This is a genomic window from Longilinea arvoryzae, from assembly GCF_001050235.1.
Classification (GTDB): Bacteria; Chloroflexota; Anaerolineae; order Anaerolineales; family Anaerolineaceae; genus Longilinea; species Longilinea arvoryzae.
Window position 1 is genome coordinate 1,220,708 of sequence record NZ_DF967972.1, and the last position, 19,482, is coordinate 1,240,189.

Here is a 19,482-nt window from a genome sequence, read left to right on the forward strand (position 1 = left end):
TCCGATTGGGCACCGGTTATTGGGTGATCAATAAGGATATTTTAAATAGGAATAGTTTCATTCTAGCGAAAGTAGAAATCTCAGTCAAGACAGGAGGATCAAAAATGGATAATTCCTATTTGATTCTAATAAAATTCGTGTTATACTGAATATTGTTCAACGAAGGTTTGTCAGCGTTTGCCGCCAGCCCTGTTCGGGGAAGCGGCAATTTTTTTCTCTGGCTGAAACGCCAGAAGTGTTCAAAGGAACAAAGGACAATGGAAGTTAAACTGTACGTCGGCAATCTGGCCTTCTCCACCACGGAAGAAGAAATCAAGGCATTGTTCGCTCAGGCTGGCACGGTGGTCGATGCCGCCCTCATCAAGGACCGCGACACCGGCAGCTCGAAGGGCTTTGCCTTCGTTACCATGAGCAGCCAGCAAGAGGCCGAAAACGCCATCAAGATGTTCAACGGTTATTCCCTGGCCAACCGCGAGCTCAAGGTCAATCCCGCTCGCCCCAAGGAAGAAACTGGTTTCGGCAATCGCGGTGGTGGTTACGGCAATCGCGGTGGCGGCTATGGCAATCGCGGTGGTGGTGATCGTGACCGGCGCGGTGGCTCTGGCGGCCGCCGGTTCTAAATTGGATCGTCAATAAATCAAGGAGTTTCTAGAAATGGCTGAACGCATCATTGGTACGGTGAAGTGGTTCAATAACGAAAAGGGTTACGGTTTCATTGCCCAGGAAAATGGCCCAGACGTTTTTGTCCACCACACCGCCATTCAAAGTGAAGGCTTCCGCACGCTGAAGGAAGGCCAAAAGGTCGAGTTCTCGATCGAACAGGGTCCCAAGGGCCCGCAGGCAACCAACGTCATCGCAATGTAGCGATCAACTCTCAAACGCTGAAATCAAAAACCTCTCCGGAAACGGAGAGGTTTTTTTGTTCAGTGAGGTTCGAAATTCAAGCGATCTTACGCGGCTGTAATCGTGCCGGGCAGAGCGCCGGGAGCCTGGTTCATGCGTTCCTGGCTCTCGTGCGACAGCTCGATGATATGGTGCATCACCGAGTCGGCCACAATGCGCACGTACTGGCGGTCTTCCACATCGCCCCGATAGTACAGCGGTTCGCCAAATGTGACATTGTAAGGCCCGCGCAGGTACCAGCGCCCGTATTCCACCTGGCCACGCACGGTGGAACGGATGGTGTGGATCTTGTCCCAATTGAGGTGAATGCCTACCGGGATGACGGGGGCTCCGCTGGCCAATGCCAGGCGGGCTACACCCGTGCGTGCCGGATAGAATCCGCCGCTTTCCGGGCTGAGCGCGCCTTCGGGAAAGATGATGATGGTCTGTCCGGCAGCCAGGTGTTCCAACGCAGCATCGATGGCCGCCTGGCCGCTGCCGACCTTGACCGGGATATGCCCCGAACGGCGCAGGTACGCACCCAGGATGGGGACCTGAAACAGCAGGTCATTGATCATGATAAAAGATTGTGTGCGAACCATGCTTGCGACGAAGAAGGGGTCGGTGGTGGTGGGATGGTTGGCCGCAATAATCTTGGCGCCCTGAGGAAATTGAGCGTGCTTCTGCACGTCGGTCTTCAGCATGGTACCGGTATAGGAAAGGACTACCGGCCAGGATGCGTAGTAAATCAGTTTGTCCGATAACATAAGTTTCCTGTACGTCTGGATTGTCTTCTGGAATGAATCAGTGATGTCAATAAGGTAAGAATAACGGATTGAGGCAATAAGCACATCGGCTTCAGGACATATTGTCAGTCATGGAATGGCATGAATCAGAGCGGTGCAAGAATATGACCATTTGGATGACCCTGCACTTAACAAAACCCCTTGGCACGCAAAGGGGTTCGATTTCAATCTGCATTTGTAACCCTTAAAGCGCTTCCCAATGAATGCACCCGTCGCTTACAGGCCGCGTAAATACGGTTTGAGGATCTCAGCCCAGATGGCATAGCCGGCCGAGAGCAGGTGCAGCGAGTCGTTGGTCAGCTCGGGACGCAGTTGGCCTTCGGGTGTGGCGAAGTGCGGGAAAAGATCGATGTAGACATAGCCATAGCGCATCGCCAGATCCTTCAGACCTTCATTCAGCTTCCGGATGCGGACGGCCTTGCTTTTTTCACGCGGCAGGATGGATTGGACGAAGACGCTGGTTTCGGGCGTTTCGGTTTTCAAACGGCGCAGGATGGCTTCGTAGGTTTCGAGGATCTGCTCATCGTGGCGGCGTTCGAACCAGGGCAAATCATTGGTGCCAATCAGAATGAAGACGGCTTTCGGATGCCCGCTGACGATATTGTCCATCCGCGACAATACATTGGTCGTCAGATTGGCGTTGATGCCGCGGTTTTTTACAGGCAGGCCGGGAAAGAGCTCGTCCCAACGGCAGCCGTCGGTGATGCTGTCGCCCAGGAAGACGATGTCGCCGGGCTTGACCGGGTAGCGGTTAAAAAAGCTTACTTTTTGAGCATGGTGCGCGTGAGCCACCCGTTCCACGGCCAGACGGGTGACGGCCATCAGCAATAGGCTGGCGATGACAATGATGGCCAGACCATTAATCCACATGATTTCTTCCTGACCGGCTGTGCCGTTTTACCACCCGGATTGAGGCGTTCGGGCAACCGGCTATCCCTTTCTAGTCCCGATTATACCTGACAAGACGGTATTCTTTATCGCTTTATTCATTTCAGGGATTCCCACACCGGCTTGAGGTGGACTATCCATTCGCTGGCTTAACGCTGAGACTGCAGGGCGACGTCGTAGATACGCACGCGGTTGCGGCCCAGGTCTTTGGCCTGGAATAATCCCTTGTCGGCCAGGGCGATGGCGGGCTCGAGTGTTTTGGAATATTTTGTCGAACACTCGGACACGCCGATGCTGATGGTAATCGAAAAGGCTCCGTAATCCTCGGTTTCGATGGGCTTTTCGGCCACCCGGGCGCAGAGCCGTTCGGCCAGCAGGCGGGCGTTATCAAGACTGGTATCCGGCAGCATCACAATGAATTCGTCACCGCCGATGCGCCCGATCACATCGGTGCTGCGCAGCAACATGCGCAGGCGTTGAGCAAAGGCATGCAGGACCTGGTCTCCACCGATGTGCCCGAGCGTATCATTAACCGTCTTGAAGAAATCGATGTCGATCATCAGGATCGAGAAGTACACCGGTTTGGAGCGCGACTGCGCCAGTTCATCATGGGCCAATTCGATGAAGTGCCGGCGGTTGAACACCCCGGTTAGCGCATCTTCCATGGCCAGTTTGCGCGCGGCCTCCAGCAATTTCTTGTGCTCGGTGACAGCGTGCAGCGAAATCAGATAGCCGATGACCTCTGAACGGTTTGGGTCGTACAGGCGGCGAATCTGCAGGTCGTAATAGACCTTTTCGCCAGCCTGCGTAAATACGATCTCGTTTTCGAGCAGGTCGCTCTGCGGCCTGGCGTCGAACTGGCGAATGTAATTGCTCAGGAGGGGGAATGGGACTCCGATCCGGGGGGCGGGTTGAGCCGCATCGACGAAGATACGGTTCGCAGCCGGGTTGAGATCGGCCACCCGCATTGCCGAATCCAGGGTCAGCATCCCGTCGCTCATATTGTCGATCAAAATCGAGCGGCCTAACATCGGCAGCTCGAGCAGTTGAAAACGGTAAATGCTGATCGCGAACAGGATTCCGCTGAAGGCGTACGCCAGCGGCGAGTAATCTTTGTAAAAACCGGGGATCAGGCGCAGAACGTAGATCAGGTTGATGACCAACGGCAGCAGGGCGCCCGCCAGAGTCAGGCGGGTGCGCATGGGCAATGTCCGCTGGCTGGAGAGGGAATTCCAGATGATCAACACCGCGCCGGCCAGGATCAGGAAATAGGAGTGGAACCAGAAGACCCAGAACCAGCTCCCGTAAGCGACCACGCGGAAATACAGATAGCCGTGATTGACCGGGAGGAAGAAGATATCCTTCCAGATGAGGTGGTGATACGAATTGGTGAATACCAGCCCAATCGTGAGGGCGGGGATGATCCACAACAGGCGAAAATACGGCGATTTCAGTACTTTTTCGCGATTGGAGAAGGCCAGAGCAAAGGCCATCCAGTTGACCGTGAGCAAGCTGATACACAGGTAGCAGACCTGCGCAAAAAAGAGTTTTCCATCCGGCGCGGTCGTCACCAGTTCAAGGTCATTGATGAACAGGTACGCAACGGCGGATGTGAGGCAGGCGGCCAGGGCGCGGGCTGTCTCAGAGCTTCGATGCCTCCAACAGTAAAACGCCACCACGGAAGCGGTGGCAATGGCAAAGGGCGACAATAGGATGAAGAAGGTATATTGATCCATGATGCGCCGCGTGACGGGCCGGAAAAATCGGAAGGCTACTTTTCCCCGATCCCAAACCTCGCAAAGGGATGGCGATCATCCAACAGGGGAATGCTTCCTATTATTCGATGATTATAAGTTGAGATGATGGCAAATGGCAATCGATAATGGGTTAATGTTTTGAACGCTTACAGAAGTGGATCTACCCTCCGATCCCGGGCGGCGTTCGTTTACCCTTGACAGATGGATGATTTATCGTAAAATTACGATATAAGGAATGAAGAGATGGCAAAAGAAAATTCCACCTTGCGGCCGCTCACCCAGGATGAACAACGCATGGCCAACATGCTGAAGGCGTTGGGCAACCCGGTGCGCCTTTTCATGGTTCAGACGCTGGCGGAACACAAAATGTGCATCACCGGTGAACTGGTCGAATTTACCACGCTGGCTCAATCCACCGTCAGCCAGCATCTCAAGGTGCTGCGCGAGGCCGGTCTGGTGGTGGGGGAACTGGAAGGGCCGGCGACGTGTTACTGCCTGAATGAAGACGGTATTCGCTGGCTCAAGGAAGCCATCGACGGGTGGCTGCCCGGTTGCTGTGAAAAGACGACCCCTGCAGCGGCCTGCAATGCGGGCTGCCCGGGCGGTGAATAATTCTCAATCGGATCGATATTTCTCAGTTGGATGGGAAGGGAAAATCTTCATGGGTATGACAAAGGATTCGGAAAAGTATTTCAACCAGGTAGCTGGTAAATGGGATGAACTTCGCAGCGGGTATTTCGGCCTGGAGGTCCGCGACGCCGCCATTGCGCACGCGTATTTGCGGCCCGAAATGGTCGTCGCCGACGTCGGCGCGGGGACGGGCTTCCTCAGCGCCGGATTGGCGTCGCGAGTGGCCAAAGTGTACGCGCTGGACGCCTCGCAGGCCATGCTGGACGTGGCGCAGCGCAATCTGGCCGACTTCGATAATGTGGTCTTCCAGCAGGCGGAGGGGCTTTCGCTGCCGCTGCCGGACGCCAGCCTGGACGCGGTCTTTGCCAACATGTATCTGCACCACTGCGCCGATCCGTTGGCCGCCATTCGCGAGATGGTCCGGTTGCTCAAACCGGGCGGGCGGCTGGTCATCACAGACCTGGACAAGCACACGAATTCCTGGATGAAGGCTGAAATGGCCGATGTGTGGCTGGGTTTCGAGCGCGACAGGGTGCGCGCCTGGCTGCGTGAAAGCGGCCTGGTGAACGTGCTGGTCGACTGCACCGGCCAGTCCTGCTGCGCCGCGTCGGAGGCGGATTCGCAGAACAGCCGGGCCGACATCAGCGTGTTCGTGGCGGCGGGTACCCGGCGGGTCAGCATGCGCGATGACGTCGAGCAAGCCTATTCGGCGGCCGCCAGCGGCGGCTGCGGCTGCGGCGGAGGATCGAGCTGCTGCGGCGTGGAGACCGACCTTCAAGATGTGAGCATCCTGCCGGATTACACTGAGGCCGACCTCGAAGGCATGCCGTTGGAAGCCAAGGAAATCTCGCTGGGGTGCGGCAATCCGCTGGCACTGGCGGCGTTGAAACCCGGCGAGGTGGTGCTGGATATCGGCAGTGGGGGCGGGTTGGATTCTTTCCTGGCGGCCCAGCGAGTGGCGCCCGACGGACGGGTGATCGGTGTGGACATGACGCCGGCCATGCTCGAACGCGCCCGTGCCGCGGCCCAGCGCGCCGGCATTGCCAACGTCGAATTCCGCGAGGGGCAGGCTGAAGCGCTGCCGGTGGGCGGCGGGATGGTCGATGTGGTCATTTCGAACTGCGTGATCAACCTGGTCGAGGACAAAGGCCAGGCCTTCCGCGAGGCCTTCCGGGTGCTCAAAACCGGCGGCCGGTTGGAGATCAGCGACGTGGTCACAAGCGCGGCGCTGCCGCAAAACCTGCGCGAGAACCCCGGCGAATGGTCGGCCTGCGTCAGCGGCGCGCTGCCCGAGAAGGAATATCTCGATCTGGTACGCGAGGCGGGTTTTGTGGACGTAACAGCCCGGCGCAGCGCCGATAACGGCGTGGTGGACGGGACGCAAATCTACAGTCTCAAGGTGTCGGCGCGCAAACCGGCGGGTGGCTGCGGCGGTTCGGGGTGCTGTTAAGAGGATTCACCACGGAGACACGGAGTACACGGAGAAGAAGAAAAGAGAGAAAGAAAAGACAGTAAATACAAAGAACCTGGCACAATATAAGGAGCTGTTTGTAAATGTAAATAAAAAAGATGCGGGAATGAACTATCATTCCCGCATCTTTTATCTAGCTAGTTATTTCTTCTCCGTGTCTCCGTGGTGATTAATCTTCCAGCCTATATCGATTAAGCTGCCACAAAAGCTCCGAAGATCCAGCCGGCGACGGTCGCCAGCACGGCCACCAGGCCGACGTACAGACCGGTTTTCTTGCGGCCCATGATCTTGTTCAAAACGAGGATGGATTGCAGCGAGAGCTCGGGGTCGGCCAGCAGGTAAGCCAGCAGCGGGCCGCGCGCCATGCCCAGGTCGAGGAACATTTTGGCCACCGGCACTTCGACCAGGGTGGGGAAATACATGAACACGCCGAAGATCACGCCGGCGAAGTTGGCCAGCAGGGTGTTACGGCCGGCCAGCGATTGCACCCATTGGGATGGGATGATATTCTTGGCAGCGCCGGCCAGAAACACGCCGACGATGAGCAGTGGGAAAATCTGCTTGACGAATTTCCAGGTTTCCCAGATCCAGCCGGTCAGATCGTCGCGGTCGAGGCGGGTCGCGCCCAGCCAGCCGATGGCGGCCAGCAGGAGAATTTCGGCCATGAAACGCCCGTTCAGTCCCAGGGCCAGGCTTCCGGCTTTCTCCACCGGCGCGGCGATGAGGATGGTGAGCCCGATGGCAATCAGGGCGGCCAATGTCCAGCCGTCGAAGCGGTCGTAGATTTTTTCGAAGCCCTTCCAGGCCAGCAGGCCGATCAGGATCATCATCAAAATCAGGGCGGCACCCTGCAGCGACAGCCCGGCCGAGGCCAGGCTGCTCACCAGCCCGCTGTCGGCGGCGAACGGCAGGTTCAGGTCGGCAAAGGGTTTCGTCAACAGGTCGACCTGCAGGGTGCCGGCCACCAGCACCAGCGCCAGCAACGCCAGCAAACCCCACACCACCGGGCGCACCCGGGCGGTCTGATCGAAGACGCCGCTGTCTTCCATTTCCTGGGCGCGCCGGGCTTCTTCGCGGCGATAGACCCAGGCCATGATCAGGCCGATGAGGATGCCAAAGCCGATCGAGAGAATCAGGCGGGCCAGGGCGACGTCGAAGCCGATGGCTGCGCCGGTGTAGGTGATCGCCAGGATATTGATGGCCGGGCCGACGAACAGGAAGGTGACCGCCGGGCCAAGACCGGCGCCGCGCTTCCAGATGCCGGCAAAAAGCGGCAGGATGGTGCAGGAGCACACCGCCAGGATGAAACCGCCGAAGGCGGCCGCCGGGTAGCTGATCCATTTCGAGGCCCGTGGGCCTAGGTAGCGGGTGACGGCTTCCTTGGGCAGCAGGGCGCTGAGGAAGCCGGCGATGACGAAGGCCGGCACCAGGCACAGCAGCACGTGCGCGGCCATATAATCCAGCAGGCTCAACCAGCCGGCGCGAAGTAATTCCAGTAGTACAGGTAAAATATGGGTCATCGGATGAATGCCACAGAGATCACAGAGGACACAGAGAGGGAAAAAAGAACACAGAGATTCAGGATGGAAGAAGAACGCGCATTCGTTTACTTCTTCTCTCTTCTTAAAATCTCTGTGGTCTCTGTGTCCTCTGGGGTTATCTCTTCAGCCAGCCCGCAATTTCGGACTTGGGCGGGATGCGGCCGGATGAAAGGACCTTCTCATCCACCACCAGCGCCGGGGTGGAGAGAATCGGGTATTTCATGATCTCGGTGTGATCGGTGACGGCGATGAACTCGGCATCCAGTTTCAAATCCGCGACGACCTCGCGGGTCAGGGCTTCAAGACGGTGGCAGTTGGCGCAGCCGCCGCCCAGAATCTTAATGGTTAACATTTTTCCTCTTTTATCTCGAAAGTTATTTTGTTCCCGTGGCCTGAGCCGGGGATGCAAGCGGTTTGGCGAACAGTCTGCGCTGCAGGGCGAAGGCCACATTGACCAGGCCGATCATCACCGGCACTTCGACCAGCGGGCCGATGACGGCGGTGAAAGCCTGCCCGGAGGAGATGCCGAAGACGGCCACGGCCACGGCGATGGCCAGCTCGAAGTTGTTGCTGGCAGCGGTGAACGAGAGCGTGGTGGTCTTGCGCGCATCGGCGCCGACGACCTTGCCCATGACGAAGCTGACCAGGAACATGATGACGAAGTAGAACAGCAGCGGGATGGCGATGCGCACCACGTCGCCGGGGATGGTCAGGATGAGCTTGCCCTTGAGGCTGAACATGACCAGGATGGTGAAGAGCAGCGCAACCAGCGTGATGGGGCTGATCTTGGGGATGAATTTGTTGTAATACCAGTCTTTACCCTTGGCCTTCACCAGGATCAGACGGGTGAGAAACCCGGCCAGGAAGGGAATGCCCAGGTAGATGAACACCGTCTTGGCCAGTTCGCCGATCCGAATATCGACCTGGCTGCCGCGCGGCAGGCCGAACCAGGTGGGCAGCACGGTGATGAATACATAGGCGTAGACGCTGTAGAAGAGCACCTGGAAGATCGAGTTGAAGGCTACCAGGCCGGCGGCGTATTCGGTATCGCCCTTGGCCAGTTCATTCCAGACGATGACCATGGCGATGCAGCGCGCCAGGCCGATCATGATCAGGCCTTCCATGTAGGCCGGTTTGTCGCGCAGGAAGAGGATCGCCAGGGCGAACATCAAAATGGGCCCCAGGATCCAGTTCTGGACCAGCGACAGTGCCAGCACCTTCCAGTTGCGGAAGACGTCGCCCAGTTCGTCGTAATGCACCTTGGCCAGCGGCGGGTACATCATCAGGATCAGGCCGATGGCAATGGGAATGTTGGTGGTGCCGACCTGGAACCGGTTGATGAAATTTTCCACGCCGGGCAGCAGCGCGCCCAGACCGACGCCGACGGCCATCGCCAGGAAGATCCAGAGCGTCAGGAGGCGATCGGTGGTGGAAAGACGTTGAGACAGTGGTTTTTCAGCGGTCATGGTGGTTCTCCTCACAATAATGGAATTACGGACATTGAATAATACCCTGCGCCCACAGACACCCTCCGCAGGCGGGCAGAGAATTTCCAAAGCAATCTTCGACGTTTTGATACGAATTTTCGCAGGTGTTGCAGGTGACGCAGGGTGAAAAGTCGAAGTCGAGCAGGCGTTCGCGCAGCGCGCGGTAGGTGGGGTCGAGCCACAGGTCTGGCAAATCCCGCTCGTTCAGATTCCCAACCGTATAGGCGTGCGAACGGCGCAGGTGATCGTCCAGGTAGCTGTCATGGCCGTGCAGCAGCGGCAGGCACGGGCTGACGGCGCCGTCCCAACGGATCGAAAGGCTGCCTTTGGCGATGAAAGGGCAGGTCTTCATGCGTTTACCCGGGGTCAGGCCGTCCAGGTTCAGGGTGCAACCGGTGCGCTGGGCTTCGGCCAGCGCCGCGCCGACTGCGGGGCTGAAATCGATGCGCGGGAAATCGACCGCCGGTCGGGCGCCGGATTCGGGCGGTTCGTACTGGCTGCGCTCGTAAAGCTCCTCGGCGCGCAGTTCGGCCGTGTGCGCCAGTACATTGCTGACCGAAAAGCGCCGGGCGCCCAGCGACAGGCCCAGGCGCAGCACGGCCGGCATGTCGGCGATGTTGCGGCGCATGGCCACGAAGGCGATGCCCAACTGCGGGCGATCGCTGCCGATCCGGTCGCGCAGCTTCCGCAGGCGATTCAGGTTGTCGAGCACATGCGGCAGTTCTTCGGCCAGGCGTACGTCCGAGTAACTCTCGGGCGTGGCGCCGTCCAGCGAAACCCACAGCGTATCGACGCCGGCGTCGATGAGGGCCGCGGACCGGGCTTCATCCAGCAGGACGCCGTTGCTGATGAGTTCAACCGGCGCGCCCAGTTCGCGCACCTGGCGGATCATCTCGATCAGACGCGGGTGGGCCAGCGGCTCGCCGTAGCCGCCGAAGAAGACCAGCGGCCGGGGCGAAAAATGCTTCAGCCCGTCCAGCACGCGCTGGAAAATGTCCGGCTGCATCCAGCCCGGCGTCTCGTCCCACACATTGCGCATGCAGGTGGCGCAGTCCAGGTTGCACAGGTCGGTCGGTTCGATGTAGACGCGGGCCAGCCGGTCCGTGGAACGCAGCAGGCGCACGTCGCCGCCCTCGATGAGGTACGCGGCCCGCCCGCCGGGCTGCAGTCCCAGTTCGGCCATCAGATCGGGCGGCAGATTCAGGTTGCCCCGGGCGTCCACCTCCAGCCAGCCATCCGGGCGCGGTGTCATGCGCAGTCCTCGTCCACGCCGGAGCAGGAAGTGTTCGGATCGCAGGCAGCGTTGCAGTGCGGGCATGGGCAGGGTGCAAGAGGCTGGCAAGGCGGCTGCAGCGCGGCCGGGTCGAGCCCGCTCAGTCGGGCGGCCAGATGGAAAAACTCGAGCAGGTCAGGGCGCTCCAGGTGATAGTAGATGTTGCGGCCTTCGCGGCTGGCGCTGACCAGCCCGGCGTCGCGCAACAGCATGAGGTGCTGGGAGATGGCCGCCTGGCGCAGGCCGAGGTAGGCTTCCAGGTGGCAGACGCAGGCCTCTTCGCGGGCCAGCAGGAGCAGGATCTGGATGCGCGCCGGTTGGCCGAGCGTGCGGAAGAGGGCGGATATGGATTCTTCGGTGGGAGTGGGGGATGATATATTCATAAAATTGAATATATTTTACGCGGAATTGCGATTCGCGCAAGGGGAGAAAAGAATGCCACAGAGTTCACAGAGGAAGAGTGAGGAAGAATAGAATTGCCGGATACGGCAAAGGAGAGATCGTAGCGGGAATGACCGAAAATAATCGAATTCAGCACCCGGCGCGGAAAATGAAAAGCCTTGTGCCATAAGGGAGGGTTTTCACAGGAATAATCCCGTGTGAGAGGCCAACCAACCTCTATCCGGAAAATGTCCTTTTTATTTTCTTTGCCCTAGACAGTCGACGAGTTACCCGAAACGGTCCACCAAAATTCCGGCAGCCAATAAAAAGCCAGCCATCAGTCCAAAGAATATCAGCATCGAATAGACCTGCAGGGTATCCGCCATCCAGCGCTGGTTGCGTTGGTGCAGGTTCGGATCTCCGGCGCTTTGCGAATACACCGTCTTGAAATCCGAGCGCATCCGGTAACCGCCCATCAGGTCGAGCAGACCAATGAAAATGAGAATGCCACTCGCGAGGAAAAGACCGTTGCTGTATAGAACTGCATTTCGCGCGCCGGCCAGATAGATCACCAGCGATAACCCCACGCCGATGAGCGCGGCCATTCCGAACGCTTTCACGAGCAGTCTGAGAATGTGTTTCGCCATTGTTTTCTCCTAAAAAATAACCCGGGCACCTTGCGGGTGCAATCCAGCCCGGAAAAGGAGGAGGTTGAAGCGAAGAAAATTAGCGGATAACCCTAGATTGTTGTTTTCAGATATTCCAGCAGCCGAAGGCGCATGACATCACGCACCTGGCGGAAGACAGCCAGCACTTCAGCCGGGCTGCCCTCGACCCTGGCCGGATCGGGGAAGCCGATGTGCATGCGCTGCCCTTTGCCCAGCCAGACCGGACAGTTCGGCTCGGCGTCGCCGCAAACGGTGATGACCTGGTCGAAGGACTGCCCGCGGAAGATCTCTACGGATTTGGATTCGCCGTGGTGCTGAATGCCGATCTCGGCCAGCGCCTGCAGCGCCAGCGGATGGACGAAGCCGGTCGGCGCGCTGCCGGCGCTGAAGGCGGTCCAGCGGTCGCCGGCGAAGTGGTTGACGATGGCTTCAGCCATCTGAGAGCGGCAGGAGTTGCCGGTGCACAGGAAAAGGACGCGTTTTGGAGGTATGGGATCTATCCTTTTTCCACCAGCAGCCAGAGGGTATCGTCCTCACGGCGCAGGGTCAGACGGGCGGCGGGCACGCTGCGAAACAGGGCTTTGATGCGCGCGCTGCTGAGGAAGTGGCTGCGCATGAGCAGCAGCTTTTCACCCAACGCCAGCAGTTTGACGCCAAAGTGGTCCACGTCCGGCTCCTCGATAACCAGACGACCGCCCGGGCGCAGCACGCGAAACAGCTCGTTTACGGTCTGCTGCGGATCGCGCACGTGATGCAGCGCATCCACCATGAGCACGCGGTCGAAGCTCGCGTCCGGGAAGGGCAGGCGTTCGACGGCGGCCCGGGTGGGTTTCAGGCCGCCCTTGTGTTCGGCCTGGCGCAGCATGCCCTGCGACATATCGGCCACGGTCAGGCGCGCGCCTTCCTTCGCCAGCATCTGGGCTACGCGGCCGGTGCCGCCGCCCGCGTCCAACACGCGCGCGCCTTGGAAGATCGCCAGCAGTTCGGTCAACGGCCCGGGCAGGGGTGGCGGAGTGATTTGCTCGTAGAACGGAGCGGCAAAATCAAAGTGGTCGAATCGGGGCATGGGACACTCTCTTAAAGGAGATAATAACCTCAGAGCCACAGAGATCACAGAGAAAGAAGAGTAGAAAAAGAAAAAAAGAAGAGCAAAAAACGGAAGAAGGTAAAAAGGACTGAATTCTAGATTCTCTTTTTCTCCTTCCCGCCCATCTTCTCCGTGTCCTCCGTGCCTCCGTGGTGAATCTCTTCAAACTGCCGGCGCGTGGCCAACAGCGCCGCCAGCAGCGCGACGAAGGTCAGCAAAACGATGGCGTCCACCCAGCCGAACTGATCGGCCAGCGTTGCCAGGATGTTGCCCAAGACCAGCAGGATGGACAGCGAGTAAAAGAAATTCGAACGCCGCGGGATGAGCCAGCCGGCCAGACCGAGCAGAAGCGCATCCACGAGCATCAGCGCGGCCACGACCGGCGGCGTGCCGTAGAAGAAGGTGAGCAGCCCGAATACGGCCATGGCGGCCGCCAGCAGAAAGAAGAGCGTTTGCGCCAGGCGAACGAGCCTGGATTGATTTTCGAAAATGGGAACCATGATTCAGTATAGCGCGGCGAGGAACAGCTTGCAACTAAAACTGGCCAGCCTGCAAGGCGATTGGCCTTGCGAATTTCCTCGATTGTGCATGAATGAAGTTATAATTTGCCCTATTAATTTCGGTCCGAACCTTCCCCCATGAAAACAACGCATCCTTTTATCGACGCGAGCGGAGCAAACCGGTCCTCGCGGCCTTCAACCTTAGGAGTAGAACGTATGGCAGCCATCCCCGACCCCCTTTCCCGACATACATTGGTTATGAAATTCGGCGGCACCTCCGTCGGGACTCCGGCGGCCATGACTCAGGTGGTTCGGATCGTGCGCAGCGAAAAACCGCGCTGGCAAAACCTGGTTGTGGTCACATCGGCGCTGAGCGGGGTGACCGACCTGCTGCTCAGGATGGTGCGGGACGTGGCCGTATCCGAGGAGACCTTTCGAGCGGACGGCGCCGAGCTGCTGCAGCGTCACGCGGCGATCGCGGATGCGTTGATCCCGGATGCGGATCGGCGGCGGGCGGTGATGGGCGAGATCGGTGAACTGGCCGGGCGCGTCGTCAACCTGTGCCAGGCGGTGGCGGTGCTGGGCGAAGCCACGCCGCGCGTGATGGACGCGGTGGCTTCGACGGGCGAGCGCATGTGCGTGCGCCTGCTGGCAGCGGCCCTGAATTCGGAGGGCGTCGCCGCCGAAGCGGTGGAAGCCACCCAATTGATTCGCACGGATGATCATTACACCGACGCGCATCCTGACCTGGAGACCTCCTACGGGATGACGCGCCAGGGGCTGGCGCCGCTGCTGGCGCATGGCAGCGTGCCGGTGGTCACCGGGTTTATCGCGTCCACCGCGCAGGGCAACGTGACCACGCTGGGACGCGGCGGCAGCGATTATTCGGCGGCCCTGATCGGCGCAGCGCTGCCCGCCGATGACGTCTGGATCTACACCGACGTGGACGGGGTGATGACCGCGGACCCGCGCCTGGTGGCCGACGCCTTTACCGTGCCGGTGTGTTCGTACCGCGAGGTCTCCGAACTGGCCTTTTACGGCGCCAAGGTGCTGCATCCCAAGACCATCCGCCCGGTCATCGAAGCAGGCATCGGCCTGCGGGTATGCAACACCTTCAACCCGGACCATCCGGGCACGCGCCTGGTGGCTGAACTGGAGCAGCAGCGCGGCGTGATCAAGGCCATCACCACCGTGCGCGATCTGCGCCTGGTGACCGTGGAGGGGCGCGGCATGCTGGGCGTGCCGGGCGTGGCGGCTCGCGCCTTCGAAACCATTGCCCGCCTGGGAACCAGCGTCCCATTATTCACGCAGTCCTCATCCGAACAGAGCATCTGTTTTGCGGTGCCGGCCGGCGCGACGGACCGCGTGGTGGAAAAGCTGACCGAGACCTTCGCGCACGAGATTTACCACCGGGATATCGACAGCGTGTGGGCCACGGATGAGGTCGGCATCGTCACGGTGGTCGGCGCGGGGATGAAATCCACGCCGGGGGTGTCGGGGCGCATCTTCAACGCGCTCGGCATGGCGGACGTCAACGTGATCGCCATTGCGCAGGGTTCCTCTGAAGTGTCCATCAGCCTGGTGGTGGGCGCGGCGGATATCAAGACCGCGCTGCGCGTGCTGCACGCGCTTATCCTGCGCCCGGAAAAGAGTCACGACCAAGAAATACACGAAAGCCACGAAAACGGAAAAAGAGAAAACGAGGATCGTTAGCTGGCGGCGGAGAGTTATGAACGCTTTATCTTTTTTCTTTTTTCGTGTGCTTCGTGTGTTTCGGGTCATTTATCTGTAAAGGTTAATCCCGATTAGCGAAAGGTAAACCATGTCCACCAAGATTCCTGTAGCCGTGCTGGCTGCCACCGGCAGCGTTGGGCAGCGTTTCGTCCAGCTTCTCGACCGTCACCCGCTCTTCGAAGTCGTCGCCCTGACTGCTTCCGACCGCACCACCGGGCAGAAATACGGCCAGGCCTGTCACTGGATTCTGCCGGGGGACATGCCGGGCTGGGCGGCGGAGATGACCCTGCTGCCGACCGAGGCCGCTTCAGCCGCGACGCCGCTGGCGTTTTCAGCGCTGCCGGCCGAGGCGGCGCTTGAGATCGAGCCCGAATTCGCCCGGGCCGGGACGCTGGTGTGCTCCAACGCCTCGGCCTACCGCAACGAGCCGGACGTACCCATTCTGCTGCCGGAGGTCAACCCCGATCAGGCGGCCATCCTCGAGGCGCAGCGCCGCCGGCGGGGCTGGACGGGCGGCATCGTCACCAATTCGAACTGCACCAGCACCGGCATGACCGTGGCCCTGAAGGCCCTGCAGGATGCCTTTGGGCTGCGCCGCGTCTTCGCGGTTTCGATGCAGGCGCTTTCCGGCGCGGGTTATCCGGGCGTCTCGGCGCTGGACATCGTCGATAACGTCATCCCCTGGATCAGGGGCGAGGAGGAGAAGGTGGAATGGGAGCCGCGCAAGATGCTCGGCAGCCTGCGCGGCGAAGAGATCGTCCCGGCCGATTTTCGCATTTCCGCCCACACCAACCGGGTGGCGGTGGTCGACGGGCACATGGTCTGCCTGTCGATCGAACTGGCCAACCCGGCCACGCCTGAGGAGGCCGCGCGCGTGCTGGCGGAGTACCAGGCGCCTGAAGCCGCGCGGGACCTGCCCTCGGCGCCCAGGCCGGTGATCGTGGTGCGCCGCGAGCCGGATCGACCCCAGCCGCGCCTGGATCGCATGACCGGGAACGGCATGGCCACCGTGGTGGGCCGGGTGCGTCCGGATCCGTTATTCGATATTAAAATGGTTGTGTTTTCGCACAATACCATTCGCGGCGCGGCTGGCGGCTCCATTTACAACGCCGAACTGCTGGCGCGCTTGAAAGTTATTGGCCGATGAAGAGATTAGGACTTTACCCAAGGAAAGAAGAACGATGATGGCATCCAACTCAGGCATACTGGCGCATTACGGCGCTCTCATGGACCTTCCAGAATATTCCCGACCGGTGACCCTGCTGGAGGGCGACACCCCCCTCATCCCGGTTCCGCGCCTGGCCGAAGAACTGGGCGGCGGCTTCGAATTGTTCGTCAAATTCGAAGGCCTCAACCCGACCGGCTCCTTCAAGGACCGCGGCATGACGGCCGCGATCAGCGAAGCCGCCGGGCGCGGGGTGAAGGCCGTCATTTGCGCCTCCACCGGCAACACGGCCGCCTCAGCGGCGGCTTATGCCGCCCGCGCGGGCATGCGCGCCGTGGTCATCATCCCCGCCGGCAAGGTGGCGGCGGGCAAACTGGCCGGCGCGGTGGCTTATGGCGCCGAGGTGATCCAGATCGAGGGCTCGTTCGACGACGCGCTGGGACTGGTGGTGGAAATTTCACAGCGCCAGCCGATTGCGCTGGTCAATTCACTCAATCCCTACCGGCTGGAAGGGCAGAAGACCGCGGCCTTCGAAATCTGCGATACCCTGGGCGGCGCGCCGGACTGGCTGTGCCTGCCGGTGGGCAACGCCGGCAACATCACCGCCTACTGGATGGGCTTCAGGCAGTATCACGCCCTCAAGGGCAGCGGCCTGCCGCAGATCCTGGGCGTGCAGGCGGCGGGTTCGGCGCCGCTGGTGCTGGGCCATCCCGTCGAGCATCCCGAGACGGTCGCCACCGCCATCCGCATCGGCAAGCCGGCGCGCGGCGAGCAGGCCCTGCAGGCGGCCGAGGAATCCAATGGCCGCATCATCGCGGTGACGGACGATGAGATTCTGGCCATGCAGCATCAACTGGCGGCCAACGGCGTCTGGGTGGAACCGGCCTCGGCGGCCGGGCTGGCCGGGTTGGCCCACGAACTGTGTGAAGGCCGGATCGACGTGCGCGGCAGGCGCGTCGCCGCAGTCTGCACCGGGCACGGCATGAAGGACCCGGACGTTGTCATTCGCGGCTGGGGCAAACCGCCTGTGCTGCCCGCCGATCGGGACGCGCTCGAAGAGGCCATTTTGGGAGGCAGGGCGTGATCTCGCGGCCGGGCGGGGTATGCGTGCGTGTACCCGCCACCAGCGCCAACCTGGGTCCGGGCTTCGACTGCCTGGGGCTGGCGTTGGATTGGTGGAACGAGGTCGAGTTCAGGCTGGAAGGCGATGGCGTGCGGGTGGAGGTGCGCGGCGAGGGCGCTGCGACTCTGCCGCAGGGGCGGGATAACCTGATCGCCGTGGCCGCGCTGCGCCTGTTCGAGCGCGCGGGCCAGCCGGCGCCGCGCGGGCTGCACATTCGCTGCAACAATACCATTCCGTTGGGCTCGGGCTTGGGCTCCAGCGCCGCGGCCGTTTTATCGGGGCTGCTGGGCGCGAACCGGCTGCTGGACGATCCGTTCGAAATGGACCCGATTCTGGAACTGGCGACGGAGATGGAAGGCCATCCCGACAACGCCGCTCCGGCGCTGTGGGGCGGGTTGACGGCCGCGCTCAAGACGCCCGGCGGCGTGATCTGCCGGCGCATCGCTGTGCCCGCGCTGGCGCTGGCGGTGGCCACGCCGCAGTTCGATTTGCCCACCCATGCCGCGCGGGCCGCGCTGCCCGGGCAGGTTCCGCTGGCGGACGCGGTATTCAACCTGAGCTGCACGACCCTGGTGGTGGAGGCCCTGCGCAGCGGTGATCTGGACCTGCTGGCGCAGGTGATGGACGACCGGCTGCACCAACCCTACCGCCTGCCGCTCATTCCCGGCGCCCAGGCTGCCCGTCAGGCGGCGCTGGATGCTGGTGCTGTGGCCTGCGTCCTCTCCGGGGCAGGACCCAGCCTGCTGGCGGTCGCGCGCGGCGATGCGCAGCCGCTGGCCGAGGCCATGACAGCGGCTTTTCGGGCCGCCGGGCTCGCAGCGCGCGCTTTCACACCCTCGATTTCACCCATCGGAGCGCAGGTTGCTTCCTCCCGGTAGCGGCGGTCCTGCGTGTCCGCCCTTCTCTTCCTCTCTGTAGACGCGGGCCTGTGTGCCCGCTTTTTCGCCGTCGACCGATCGATCCCTACGGGTGTAATAAAATACCTCGTCCGTTTACGGGGATGGATTGCACAGGACTGGGGGTTTGTTCGCAAGGATTGGGTCGGCACACAGGCCGACCGCTACGAAGAGAATGGCCGCGGGCCTGTGTGCCCGTTTTTTCGTCGTCGACCGATCGATCCCTACGGGTGTAATAAAATACCTCGTCCGTTTACGGGGATGGATTGCACAGGACCGGGGGTTTGTTCGCAAGGTTTGGGTCGGCACACAAGCCGACCGCTACGAAGAGAATGGTCGACACGCAGGTCGACTGCTAGGAAGAGAATGGTCGGTGTCCTTCGTTTGTGTCCGCCCCACCCTATAATTATCCATCTGCCTTCTTCCGCGCCAGCACCACCAGGTTGCCGCTGGCGGCCGGGTCGAAAGACTCGCCGCCCAGCCCGCCAAACCACTCGATCTGATCGAAGCCGGCGGCCGGCAGTGCTTCGGCCAGATCGGACTGGGTCAGCGGGCGCAGCATGCTGCTGGTGATCTGTTGCTGCCAGGGCTGATCCCTTTCGCGCTGCAGGGTGACCACGTTGAACTGGATCAGGCCCGAGGGCAGGAAGTCGTAGAAGCGCAGGAACAGCCATTCACGCTCGCCTTCGCGGTGGGACTGCGGCTCCATCCAGCGGTTGCGGGCGGTCGAAACGGCGTCGAAGTTGCGGTTTTGCAGGATCAAAACGCCGCTGGGGCGCAGGCAGGCGGCAAAATCACGCAGCGCGGCTTCCAGCGCGCCCGGGCCGACCGCGTGCGGCAGGGAGTTGCCCAGGCACAGCACGCCATCGAAATCCGGGCTGCCGGTGCCGGGGGGGATACTGCGGGCCAGTTCGCCAAAGCCCGCCTGCTGAAAATCGACCTCCACGCCGGCTTCCTTCGCGTTGGCCCGGGCGCGTTCAATCATGCCAGCGCTTAGATCGGCGCCGCTGGCTTTGAAACCCCGTTGGGCGAGGGCGATGGCATGCCGGCCGGTGCCGCAGGCAGCGTCCAGCACGCGCTCGCGTCCGGCCAGGGCCCGTTCGAGGAAGGGAAGCTCGTAGGCCAGGCGGTTATCCCAGTTGACGAAGCGGTCGTAATCGATGCTAAACTGGTCGTACATTTGCATGGGTTGC

At 60.9% G+C, this 19,482-nt stretch carries 21 protein-coding genes; 8 read left to right on the top strand and 13 right to left on the bottom strand.

The features are described 5' to 3' along the window. The first annotated feature begins 257 nt into the window (after positions 1-257). Both LARV_RS05485 and LARV_RS05490 read left to right on the top strand, forming a co-directional pair. Positions 258-620, top strand: coding sequence for an RNA recognition motif domain-containing protein (locus LARV_RS05485; protein ID WP_075072684.1), 363 nt, complete (start codon positions 258-260; stop codon positions 618-620). A gap of 34 nt (positions 621-654) precedes the next feature. Continuing rightward, positions 655-864 carry a cold-shock protein gene (locus LARV_RS05490; RefSeq protein ID WP_075072685.1) on the top strand — a complete coding sequence of 70 codons (210 nt, stop codon included), beginning with the start codon at positions 655-657 and terminating at the stop codon, positions 862-864. Between the two features lie 86 nt (positions 865-950). Here LARV_RS05490 and LARV_RS05495 read toward each other — a convergent pair whose 3' ends face one another. The 3 genes from LARV_RS05495 to LARV_RS05505 all read right to left on the bottom strand — a co-directional run bounded on the left by LARV_RS05495 (position 951) and on the right by LARV_RS05505 (position 4,312). Then, positions 951-1,649: a lysophospholipid acyltransferase family protein gene (locus LARV_RS05495; protein ID WP_075072686.1), complete on the bottom strand. Its 699-nt coding sequence runs from the start codon at positions 1,647-1,649 to the stop codon at positions 951-953. 255 nt (positions 1,650-1,904) lie between these two features. Beyond that, complete coding sequence (locus tag LARV_RS05500) at positions 1,905-2,558, bottom strand: GDSL-type esterase/lipase family protein (RefSeq protein WP_075072687.1); 654 nt, start codon at positions 2,556-2,558, stop codon at positions 1,905-1,907. Between the two features lie 167 nt (positions 2,559-2,725). After that, positions 2,726-4,312 carry a histidine kinase N-terminal 7TM domain-containing diguanylate cyclase gene (locus tag LARV_RS05505; RefSeq protein ID WP_075072688.1) on the bottom strand — a complete coding sequence of 529 codons (1,587 nt, stop codon included), beginning with the start codon at positions 4,310-4,312 and terminating at the stop codon, positions 2,726-2,728. 264 nt (positions 4,313-4,576) lie between these two features. Here LARV_RS05505 and LARV_RS05510 point away from each other — a divergent pair, with 264 nt between their 5' ends. Together LARV_RS05510 and arsM are read left to right on the top strand one after the other, a co-directional pair. Beyond that, entirely contained in the window at positions 4,577-4,945 is a 369-nt protein-coding gene (locus tag LARV_RS05510) for an ArsR/SmtB family transcription factor (RefSeq protein WP_075072689.1), read from the top strand. A gap of 49 nt (positions 4,946-4,994) precedes the next feature. After that, positions 4,995-6,413, top strand: a complete 1,419-nt coding sequence (arsM, locus tag LARV_RS05515; RefSeq protein WP_075072690.1) for a class I SAM-dependent methyltransferase — start codon at positions 4,995-4,997, stop codon at positions 6,411-6,413. Positions 6,414-6,625: 212 nt separating this feature from the next. Here arsM and LARV_RS05520 read toward each other — a convergent pair whose 3' ends face one another. The 9 genes from LARV_RS05520 to LARV_RS05560 form a co-directional block, all read right to left on the bottom strand. Beyond that, complete coding sequence (locus tag LARV_RS05520; protein WP_075072691.1) at positions 6,626-7,954, bottom strand: permease; 1,329 nt, start codon at positions 7,952-7,954, stop codon at positions 6,626-6,628. A 136-nt stretch (positions 7,955-8,090) separates the two neighbouring features. Next, on the bottom strand, positions 8,091-8,327 hold the full coding sequence (locus LARV_RS05525) for a thioredoxin family protein (RefSeq protein WP_075072692.1): 237 nt from the start codon (positions 8,325-8,327) through the stop codon (positions 8,091-8,093). Positions 8,328-8,349: 22 nt separating this feature from the next. After that, entirely contained in the window at positions 8,350-9,441 is a 1,092-nt protein-coding gene (arsB, locus tag LARV_RS05530; protein WP_075072693.1) for an ACR3 family arsenite efflux transporter, read from the bottom strand. A 25-nt stretch (positions 9,442-9,466) separates the two neighbouring features. Continuing rightward, positions 9,467-10,714, bottom strand: coding sequence for a radical SAM protein (locus LARV_RS05535; protein ID WP_075072694.1), 1,248 nt, complete (start codon positions 10,712-10,714; stop codon positions 9,467-9,469). Then, on the bottom strand, positions 10,711-11,118 hold the full coding sequence (locus tag LARV_RS05540; RefSeq protein ID WP_083522345.1) for an ArsR/SmtB family transcription factor: 408 nt from the start codon (positions 11,116-11,118) through the stop codon (positions 10,711-10,713). Before LARV_RS05540 ends, LARV_RS05535 begins: the two co-directional genes overlap by 4 nt. 285 nt (positions 11,119-11,403) lie before the next feature. Next, positions 11,404-11,763: a hypothetical protein gene (locus LARV_RS05545; protein WP_075072695.1), complete on the bottom strand. Its 360-nt coding sequence runs from the start codon at positions 11,761-11,763 to the stop codon at positions 11,404-11,406. A gap of 92 nt (positions 11,764-11,855) precedes the next feature. Further along, on the bottom strand, positions 11,856-12,305 hold the full coding sequence (locus tag LARV_RS05550; RefSeq protein ID WP_407936368.1) for an arsenate reductase ArsC: 450 nt from the start codon (positions 12,303-12,305) through the stop codon (positions 11,856-11,858). Beyond that, positions 12,281-12,850: a class I SAM-dependent methyltransferase gene (locus tag LARV_RS05555; RefSeq protein WP_075072697.1), complete on the bottom strand. Its 570-nt coding sequence runs from the start codon at positions 12,848-12,850 to the stop codon at positions 12,281-12,283. Before LARV_RS05555 ends, LARV_RS05550 begins: the two co-directional genes overlap by 25 nt. 116 nt (positions 12,851-12,966) lie before the next feature. Further along, positions 12,967-13,371 carry a hypothetical protein gene (locus LARV_RS05560; RefSeq protein ID WP_075072698.1) on the bottom strand — a complete coding sequence of 135 codons (405 nt, stop codon included), beginning with the start codon at positions 13,369-13,371 and terminating at the stop codon, positions 12,967-12,969. 216 nt (positions 13,372-13,587) lie between these two features. Here LARV_RS05560 and LARV_RS05565 point away from each other — a divergent pair, with 216 nt between their 5' ends. The 4 genes from LARV_RS05565 (at position 13,588) to thrB (ending at position 18,271) form a co-directional block, all read left to right on the top strand. After that, the gene (locus LARV_RS05565) at positions 13,588-15,084 is read left to right on the top strand and encodes an aspartate kinase (protein ID WP_075072699.1); all 1,497 of its coding nucleotides are present in this window, start codon (positions 13,588-13,590) and stop codon (positions 15,082-15,084) included. 109 nt (positions 15,085-15,193) lie between these two features. Next, positions 15,194-16,252 (top strand): aspartate-semialdehyde dehydrogenase, encoded by a 1,059-nt coding sequence (gene asd, locus LARV_RS05570; protein ID WP_075072700.1) that lies wholly within the window; start codon positions 15,194-15,196, stop codon positions 16,250-16,252. A gap of 37 nt (positions 16,253-16,289) precedes the next feature. After that, positions 16,290-17,354: a threonine synthase gene (gene thrC / locus LARV_RS05575; RefSeq protein ID WP_075075126.1), complete on the top strand. Its 1,065-nt coding sequence runs from the start codon at positions 16,290-16,292 to the stop codon at positions 17,352-17,354. Then, positions 17,351-18,271: a homoserine kinase gene (gene thrB / locus LARV_RS05580; RefSeq protein ID WP_201785879.1), complete on the top strand. Its 921-nt coding sequence runs from the start codon at positions 17,351-17,353 to the stop codon at positions 18,269-18,271. Before thrC ends, thrB begins: the two co-directional genes overlap by 4 nt. A gap of 424 nt (positions 18,272-18,695) precedes the next feature. Here the strand turns inward: thrB and LARV_RS05585 are convergent, their stop codons facing one another. Continuing rightward, positions 18,696-19,475: a class I SAM-dependent methyltransferase gene (locus LARV_RS05585; RefSeq protein WP_075072701.1), complete on the bottom strand. Its 780-nt coding sequence runs from the start codon at positions 19,473-19,475 to the stop codon at positions 18,696-18,698. Between the last annotated feature and the right edge of the window lie 7 nt (positions 19,476-19,482).

What these genes read in the sequence shown, in the direction of transcription:
- LARV_RS05485 (WP_075072684.1), top strand. Translation starts at nt 258, where the DNA reads ATGGAAGTTAAACTGTACGTCGGCAATCTGGCCTTCTCCACCACGGAA.
- LARV_RS05490 (WP_075072685.1), top strand. Translation starts at nt 655, where the DNA reads ATGGCTGAACGCATCATTGGTACGGTGAAGTGGTTCAATAACGAAAAG.
- LARV_RS05495 (WP_075072686.1), bottom strand. Translation starts at nt 1,649, where the DNA reads ATGTTATCGGACAAACTGATTTACTACGCATCCTGGCCGGTAGTCCTT.
- LARV_RS05500 (WP_075072687.1), bottom strand. Translation starts at nt 2,558, where the DNA reads ATGTGGATTAATGGTCTGGCCATCATTGTCATCGCCAGCCTATTGCTG.
- LARV_RS05505 (WP_075072688.1), bottom strand. Translation starts at nt 4,312, where the DNA reads ATGGATCAATATACCTTCTTCATCCTATTGTCGCCCTTTGCCATTGCC.
- LARV_RS05510 (WP_075072689.1), top strand. Translation starts at nt 4,577, where the DNA reads ATGGCAAAAGAAAATTCCACCTTGCGGCCGCTCACCCAGGATGAACAA.
- arsM (WP_075072690.1), top strand. Translation starts at nt 4,995, where the DNA reads ATGGGTATGACAAAGGATTCGGAAAAGTATTTCAACCAGGTAGCTGGT.
- LARV_RS05520 (WP_075072691.1), bottom strand. Translation starts at nt 7,954, where the DNA reads ATGACCCATATTTTACCTGTACTACTGGAATTACTTCGCGCCGGCTGG.
- LARV_RS05525 (WP_075072692.1), bottom strand. Translation starts at nt 8,327, where the DNA reads ATGTTAACCATTAAGATTCTGGGCGGCGGCTGCGCCAACTGCCACCGT.
- arsB (WP_075072693.1), bottom strand. Translation starts at nt 9,441, where the DNA reads ATGACCGCTGAAAAACCACTGTCTCAACGTCTTTCCACCACCGATCGC.
- LARV_RS05535 (WP_075072694.1), bottom strand. Translation starts at nt 10,714, where the DNA reads ATGACACCGCGCCCGGATGGCTGGCTGGAGGTGGACGCCCGGGGCAAC.
- LARV_RS05540 (WP_083522345.1), bottom strand. Translation starts at nt 11,118, where the DNA reads ATGAATATATCATCCCCCACTCCCACCGAAGAATCCATATCCGCCCTC.
- LARV_RS05545 (WP_075072695.1), bottom strand. Translation starts at nt 11,763, where the DNA reads ATGGCGAAACACATTCTCAGACTGCTCGTGAAAGCGTTCGGAATGGCC.
- LARV_RS05555 (WP_075072697.1), bottom strand. Translation starts at nt 12,850, where the DNA reads ATGCCCCGATTCGACCACTTTGATTTTGCCGCTCCGTTCTACGAGCAA.
- LARV_RS05560 (WP_075072698.1), bottom strand. Translation starts at nt 13,371, where the DNA reads ATGGTTCCCATTTTCGAAAATCAATCCAGGCTCGTTCGCCTGGCGCAA.
- LARV_RS05565 (WP_075072699.1), top strand. Translation starts at nt 13,588, where the DNA reads ATGGCAGCCATCCCCGACCCCCTTTCCCGACATACATTGGTTATGAAA.
- asd (WP_075072700.1), top strand. Translation starts at nt 15,194, where the DNA reads ATGTCCACCAAGATTCCTGTAGCCGTGCTGGCTGCCACCGGCAGCGTT.
- thrC (WP_075075126.1), top strand. Translation starts at nt 16,290, where the DNA reads ATGGCATCCAACTCAGGCATACTGGCGCATTACGGCGCTCTCATGGAC.
- LARV_RS05585 (WP_075072701.1), bottom strand. Translation starts at nt 19,475, where the DNA reads ATGCAAATGTACGACCAGTTTAGCATCGATTACGACCGCTTCGTCAAC.